At 71.9% G+C, this 6,991-nt stretch carries 5 protein-coding genes and 1 pseudogene; all 6 read right to left on the bottom strand.

What is annotated here, in order from left to right:
• Nucleotides 1-20 precede the first annotated feature (20 nt).
• Nucleotides 21-227: pseudogene (locus tag E1283_RS28580) on the bottom strand (mannosyltransferase YkcB-related protein); the annotation flags it as partial.
• Nucleotides 228-296: 69 nt separating this feature from the next.
• Nucleotides 297-1,217 carry an oxidoreductase gene (locus E1283_RS28575; RefSeq protein WP_132821061.1) on the bottom strand — a complete coding sequence of 307 codons (921 nt, stop codon included), beginning with the start codon at nt 1,215-1,217 and terminating at the stop codon, nt 297-299.
• A gap of 53 nt (nt 1,218-1,270) precedes the next feature.
• Nucleotides 1,271-3,595 (bottom strand): beta-xylosidase/alpha-l-arabinosidase, encoded by a 2,325-nt coding sequence (locus tag E1283_RS28570; protein WP_132821060.1) that lies wholly within the window; start codon nt 3,593-3,595, stop codon nt 1,271-1,273.
• Between the two features lie 44 nt (nt 3,596-3,639).
• A complete protein-coding gene (locus E1283_RS28565; protein WP_132821059.1) occupies nt 3,640-4,551 on the bottom strand; it encodes a carbohydrate ABC transporter permease in 912 nt (303 codons plus the stop codon).
• Nucleotides 4,548-5,465, bottom strand: coding sequence for a carbohydrate ABC transporter permease (locus E1283_RS28560; RefSeq protein WP_132821058.1), 918 nt, complete (start codon nt 5,463-5,465; stop codon nt 4,548-4,550). The genes E1283_RS28565 and E1283_RS28560 overlap by 4 nt, the downstream gene beginning before the upstream one ends.
• A gap of 17 nt (nt 5,466-5,482) precedes the next feature.
• On the bottom strand, nt 5,483-6,796 hold the full coding sequence (locus tag E1283_RS28555) for an extracellular solute-binding protein (protein WP_243745173.1): 1,314 nt from the start codon (nt 6,794-6,796) through the stop codon (nt 5,483-5,485).
• Nucleotides 6,797-6,991: the final 195 nt, after the last annotated feature.

Below are 6,991 nucleotides of genomic sequence, written 5' to 3'. Positions count from 1 at the left end.
GGGGCGACCCCCGGGCCCCGTCAGCCGCCGGCTGTCAGGTCGTAGACCGTGACCCCGCCCACCGTCGTCGCCGTGAAGTTCGCCTCCACCCAGGCGGCGATCTCTCCGGACGCGCCGTCCTGACCCATCCCCATCCTCATGCCACCGCCCCCGCCGATGAAGGAGTGGACGTCGCCACGCTCCACGTACGTCACGAACTCCTCCGACGTGGGCGACGGGTCGGTGCCGTTGAAGCCGGAATTGCCTGAGAATCCGGTCCGGGACCGGCAGGCACCGCCGGACCGTCGAGCCCGTCGCTAGGGGATGGTGAAGCGGATGCCCGTCAGCTCCTCGGACGCGGCCCACAGCCGCTCGCTCATCGCGTCGTTCCTGGTCCAGGCGGCCCGCCAGGGACCGCCCGGGCCGCCGCGCAGGGTGCGGGCGCCCAGGACGCTGGGACCGGTGAACGAGTCGGGTGCGACCGAGGGCGCGGTGGCCGCGTACAGCAGCGGCGTGGCGCCGACCTCGGGCGGCGCCCCGATCAGCCGGTTGAGCGCCTTGGCGGCGCGCTCCCCGGCGGAACTGCCGGCCATTTGCGGCCCCTTGGTCTGGAGCTCGGTCGACGCGTACCCGGGGTGCACGGCGGCGGCCAGCACGTCGTGGCCGCGCAGCCGGCGCGCCAACTCGTGGGTGAACAGCAGGTTCGCCGACTTGGACCTGGCGTAGGCCGTCCAGGACCGGTAGCGGCGCTCGGAGTTGAGGTCCCGCAGGTCGATGTTGGACATCCAGTGCGCCAGGCTGGAGACCACCACCACCCGCGCCCCGGGCGTGGCGAGCAGGTGCCGCGACAGCAGCCCGGTCAGCGCGAAGTGGCCGAGGTGGTTCACGCCGAACTGTGTCTCGAAGCCATCCGCCGTTCGGGCGAACGGGATGGCCATCAGGCCGGCGTTGTTGATCAGCAGGTCGAGCGGCCGCTCGCCCCAGTCGCCGGCGAAGGCCCGTACCGACGCCAGGTCGGCCAGGTCGAGCAGCCGCAGCTCGGCCCGCGCCTCGGGAACCTCGCCCAGCAGCCGCTCCAGGGCCGCCTGGCCGCGCTGCTGGCTGCGGCAGGCCAGCACCACCAGGGCGCCGCGGCGGGCCAGCTCGAGCGACGCGACGTAGCCGAGCCCGCTGTTGGCGCCGGTGACCACCGCGGTGCGGCCCTTGAGATCGGGGATGTCGCGCACGGTCCAGCCCATGGCGCCAAGCCTAGGCCGCGCCGCGGTGTTCGGCGATCCGAGTCAACCTCCGGTCAGGTGCGCGGATTGTCGGTGCCCGGCGCGCCGACCGCGACGGGGCAGGTCAGCCGGCGGTCGTTGCCGACGACACGCTCAGGACCGGTCAGGGTCACCGGCAGCCGGTGCCTGATGTCGGCGCTGGACGCGGCGAGCCGCAGCTCCAGCGCGCCCGGTTCCACGATCCGCCGGCCCGGCGCCACCGTGTACGCGGCGAGGTCCGGGTGGAACGCGAACCGCACCTCGGCCGACTCGCCGGGTGCCAGCGGCACCCGGGCGTAGCCGATCAGCCGGTTCACCGGGCGCGCGGTTCTGGCCACCGGGTCGTGGAGGTAGAGCTGGACGACCTCGGTACCGGCCCGCTCGCCGGCGTTGGTCACCGTCAGCCGCACCTCCGCCGCCGCGTCCGTGTCCAGGGCGTCGGTGTCGACGGACGCGTCGGACCAGGCGAACTCCGTGTAGGACAGGCCGTGTCCGAACGGGTAGCAGGGCGTCGGGTCGACGGAGCTGGCCTCGCCCGGCTGCCCGAGCGGCGGCGCCAGGTACGACCACGGCTGGCCGCCGGGGTCGGCCGGCACGCCGACCGGCAGCCGGCCCGACGGCTCGACCCGCCCGGAGAGCACCCCGGCCACCGCGCCGCCGCCCTCCTCGCCGGGGAAGAACGCCTGCACGCAGGCCGCCAGCCGGTCGGCCCAGCGGCCCAGCGCGTAGGGCCGGCCCGTCAGCAGCACCAGCACCACCGGCACCCCGGTGGCCAGCGCCGCGTCCACCACCGCCTCCTGGCCGTCCGGCAGCCGCAGGTCGGCGGCGTCGCAGCCCTCGCCCGACGTGCCGCGCCCGAAGAGCCCCGAGCGGTCCGCGACCACCACCACGCACACCTCGGCGCCCGCCACCTCCTCGGGCGTCTCGACCCTCGCGACCTCGGCGTTCGGCAGCTCGGTGCGCAACGCCTCGAACAGGGTGGGCAGTTCGACGCCGATCGGCAGGTCGGGGTGGTGCGCCCCGGCGTGCCGCGGGAAGGTGTAGCAGCCCAGCATCGCCGCCGGATCGTCGGCCAGCGGGCCGAGCACGGCGATCCGCGCGCCGGGCGCCAGCGGCAGTGCCCGGTTGCGGTTGGCCAGCAGCACCACCGACTCCTCGGCCAGCCGCCTGGCCACCGCCCGCATCTGGGGCGGGTCGAGGTCCACCACGTCGGCGTCGCCCGCCAACGCCGAGGGCTCGCCCGACCAGTCGGCGTCCAGCAGGCCGAGCTGCGCCTTCTGGGTCAGCACCCGGAGCACCGACCTGTCCACCAGCTCCTCGGCCACCTCGCCTGACCTGAGCGCCTTCAACAGCGGTTCGCCGTAGCAGCGTTGGGCCGGCAGCTCGACGTCCACGCCGGCCGCGAGCGCCAACATCGCGGCGTCGCCGGGCGATCCGGCCACGCCGTGGCTCAACTCCAGGAAGGAGACGCCGAAGTAGTCCGAGACGACCGTTCCGGTGAAGCCCAGCTCGTCCCGCAGCAGTCGGGTCAGCAGCTCGTGGTCGGCTGACGCCGGCACCCCGTCCACGTCGTTGTAGGCCGCCATCACCGAGCGGGCGCCGCCCTCCCGCAGCGCCATCTCGAACGGTGGCAGCAGCACGTCGGCCAGCTCCCGGGGCCCGACGGAGACCGGGGCGTGGTTGCGGGCGCCGCGCGAGGCCGAGTAGCCGATGAAGTGCTTGAGGGTGGCCACGATCCCGGACCGCTCAAGTCCCCGAACGTAGCCGGTGCCGACGGTGGCCACCAGGTACGGGTCCTCGCTGATGGACTCCTCGGTGCGGCCCCAGCGCGGGTCGCGCACCACGTCGAGCACCGGCGACAGGCCCTGGTGGATGCCGACCGAGCGCATCGAGGTGCCGATCAGCCGGGCCGCCTCCTCGACCAGCTCGGGGTCGAAGGAGGCGCCCCAGGCCAGCGGGGTGGGGAAGATGGTGGCCTGCCAGGCGTTGAACCCGGTCAGGCACTCCTCGTGCGCGATGGCCGGCACCCCGAACCGGTTGCCCGCCGCGATCCGCCGCTGGTCCTCGGCCAGGGTTCTGGCCCGCTCGGTCGGGTCGACCGGGGCGGTGCCGAACGGCCTGGTGAACTGCCCGAGTCCGTGCACCACGACCGAGCGCGGGTCGGGGGTCGACGCGTCGATCTCGTGCTGCCTGGGGGCGACGTCCTCGTCGTCCTCCGACCCGACTCCCGGCCAGATGCCGACCAGTTGGGCCAGCTTCTCCTCCAGGGTCATCCGGGAGAGCAGTGCGGCCGCGCGGGAGGCGGCCGGCAGCGAGACGTCCTGCCAGGGGTGTTCCTGGGGCTCGCTTTGGTCGGGCATGGTGCTCCTTCTCAGTGGTCTTGGTGCTCCCCGCGGGGCGCTCCTCACCGGCCGCCGACGCCCATCAGGCCGTTGATCAACTGCCGGCGCGCGAAGAGGTATGCGGTGAAGATCGGCACGATGGAGAGCACGACGGCGGAGAGCAGCGCCGGGATGTCCGCCCGGTACTCGCCGATGTAGTCGTAGAGGCCGAGCGTGAGCACGCGGTTCTCCTGGGACTGGGTGAGGATCAGCGGGAACAGGAAGCCGTTCCAGGCGCCGAGCGCCGCGAACACCCCGACCGTCGAGATGCCGGCGCGGGACATCGGCACCACGAGCTGGAGCAGGATCCGGGTCTGGCTCGCGCCGTCCAGCGCCATCGACTCGTACAGCTCCTCGTCGATGTCCCGCATCGTGCCCACCAGGATCAGCACGCTGACCGGCAGCGAGAACGCGGCCGTGGGCAGGATCACCGCCATCAGCGTGTCGTACATCTGGAGTTCGGTGATGAGCCAGTAGATCGGGATGATCACGGCCTGGGACGGGATGGCCAGGCCGAGCAGGAACAGCTGGAAGGTGCGGCGCGAGATCGCGGAGCGGTTGCGCACCACGGTGTAGGCGACGGTCACCGACAGCACGACGGCGATCGCCGCGCAGGAGACCGTCACCACCAGGGTGTTGAGCAGGTAGCGCGGGAACTCGCCCTCCAGCACCCGCTGGTAGCTGTCGAGCGACGGACTGGTGGGCAGCGACAGCGGGCCGTTCTCCAGATAGGACGCCCGGTCCTGGAGGGTGGAGATCACCAGCACGTACAGCGGGATCACCACGACGGCCAGCCAGAGCAACGCGGCGAAGCCGGCCGGGTAGTTGCCCCTGGGCAGCCGTCGGCCCGGGCCGCGTGCCGGCCGCCCGGCCGGCGTCCCGGGTGGCGTCGCGGGCCGCCGCTCGGCGACGGTCCCCGCCTGGGTCTGGGTCACAGCCCCTCCCTGGTGCTCTGCATCCTGGTGAACCCGGTCAGCCGCACCAGCAGCAGTGAGACGCCGGTCGCGATGACCACCAGGGTCGCGGCGATGGCGCTCGCGTAGCCGAGCTCGAAGGTCCGGAACCCCTCCTCGTACATCAGGAAGGGCAGGATCCTGGTGGCGTCGCCAGGGCCGCCGTTGGTGAGGATCAGCACCGTGTCGAAGTAGGTCAGCGCGCCGACCACCATCAGCACCGACGACGTGATGACGGTGTTGCGCAGCTGCGGCAGCGTGATGGAGAAGAACTGCCGCACGGTGCCCGCGCCGTCGATGGACGCCGCGTCGTAGAGCGAGCGCGGGATCTGCCGGGCGCCGCCCTGGTAGATCAGGGTGTGGAACGGCACGAACTGCCAACTGGCCACGAAGACGATGGCGATGAACGCGCCGCGCGACGAGCCGAGCAGGTCGGCCGTCTCCAGGTCGAACCACTCGGCGACGTCGGCGGCCAGGCCCAGGTTGGGGTCGAACAGGGTGCGCCAGAGCAGGGCGAGCGCCACCGAGGAGGCCAGCAGCGGCAGGAAGAAGATCGCCGACAGCACGGCCCGGTAGCGCTGCCGGCCGGCCGCCCACACGCCGAGCAGCAGCGCGATCGGGGTCTGCACGGCCCAGGTGCACAGGGTCAACAGCACGCTCAGCCAGACGGCGTTGCGCATGCCGTCGTCGTTCCAGAGCCGGGACCAGTTGTCGAAGCCGATCCAGGAGGGGCTCCCCAGCCCGTCCCAGTCCGTGAACGACAGATAGCCGACCAGCACCATGGGCGCGGCGGCGAAGACGAGGAAGAACAACACGCCCGGAATCGCCCAGGCGAGGCCTGGGCGACCGGCGTGCGGGACGGAGACGGCGTCCGCCCGCGCGGAGTGGCGACTCATGCGACGACCACCCGGACCTAGAGGTCCTGCATCGCGTCGACGAACTCCTGCGCGGACAGGTCGCCGCCGAAGAGCTTCTCGATGTTGTCCATCATCGGCGTGGACTGCGCGGCCGGCAGCACCTGGTCCCAGGACAGCGTGAAGTCCGAGGCGTTCGTCACCATGTCGTACTGGAAACGGGCGAACTCCGGGTTGTTGTGGCTGTCCAGCAGCGACTCGGCGTTGACGGTGGTCGGGATGTCGCCGTTGTCTATCAGCGCCTGCGCGTACTCCTCGCCGGCCATCAGCGACAGGAACTCCACGGCGGCGTCGAGGCGTTCGCCCTCCACGTCGGAGTGGACCGACCAGTAGTTGGTCGGGTTGCCGACCACGGCGGACGGATCGCCGGCCCCGCCCGGGATGCCGGGGAAGCTGGCGAAGGCCAGGTCGTTCTCGGTGAACTCGGGCTGCTGCGAGAGCTGGTTGGCGTACTCCCACGAGCCCATCAGGTGCATCGCGGCCTCGCCCTGTGCGAAGAACGTCGACGCGCCGTCCGTGGTGTACCGCACGGACCGGAAGTTGTTGCCGAACGTTCCGGCGTCCACCAGCTCCGTCACCCGCTCGGCCGCCGCCAGCACCGCCGGGTCGCCCCAGGCGGCCGTGTCGCCGCCCCTGATCCGGGCGAACACCTCGGCGCCGCCCTCCCGGTCCAGCAGGTACTCGAGCCACATCAGCTCGGTCCACGGGTCGCCGCCGGCCAGCACGGCCGGGGTGATGTCGCGCTCGACGAACGTGTCCACGAGCCCGAGCAGCTCGTCCCAGGACGTGGGCGGTTGGACGCCGGCCTCGTCGAACAGGGTCTGGTTGTAGAACAGGATCACGGGCTGCACGCCGCGCATCGGCACGCCGTAGATCCGCCCGTCGATCCCGCCGGCCTCCAGGATCGACGGGATGAACGCGCCCTGGAGCCCAGGCTCCTCCGCCACGACGTCCGTGAGGTCGACCAGCATGTCCTGGTCCACGAAGTCGGAGATGCTGCCGCCGCCCCAGTTGAAGAAGATGTCCGGCGCGTTGGAACCACCCATGGCGGTCCGCATGCGGTCCTGGTAGTTCTCGCCGGGGATCTGGGTCAGGGTGATGTCGATGTCGGAGTTCTCGTTGAACCGCTCGACGAACTCCTCCTGGATCACGGTCGAACCGTCCTGGTAGACCCACACCTCGAGCCCGTCCCCACCGCGCCCGCCGGGACCGCCGCTCCCACAGGCCGCCAGAACGGTCATCGACAGGGCGGCGGCCGTCGCGGCCGCGAGGTGACGTGGTCGTCGGGGACGCCGGTTACTAAGGCTTCGCATCGTCGCATACCTTCCGGAAACTCGCCGAAAATTATCGGACCAAGTGCCGAAGCAAAGTACGACCGACGGGCGCGCCCGTCAACACCTCGCGCGCCAACCCGCCCTGACGGGCGGGGCTTCACGGCGCGGCTCAGCCGTTCCGGCTGTTCCGGACGTTCCGGATGTTCCGGCTCGGGCGGGTGTGTTCCCCCCGCC

Origin of the sequence: Streptomyces hainanensis, from assembly GCF_004348415.1 — a bacterium.
GTDB classification, from domain to species: Bacteria; Actinomycetota; Actinomycetes; order Streptomycetales; family Streptomycetaceae; genus Streptomyces; species Streptomyces hainanensis.
This window is presented reverse-complemented; position numbering and strand designations above follow the sequence as displayed.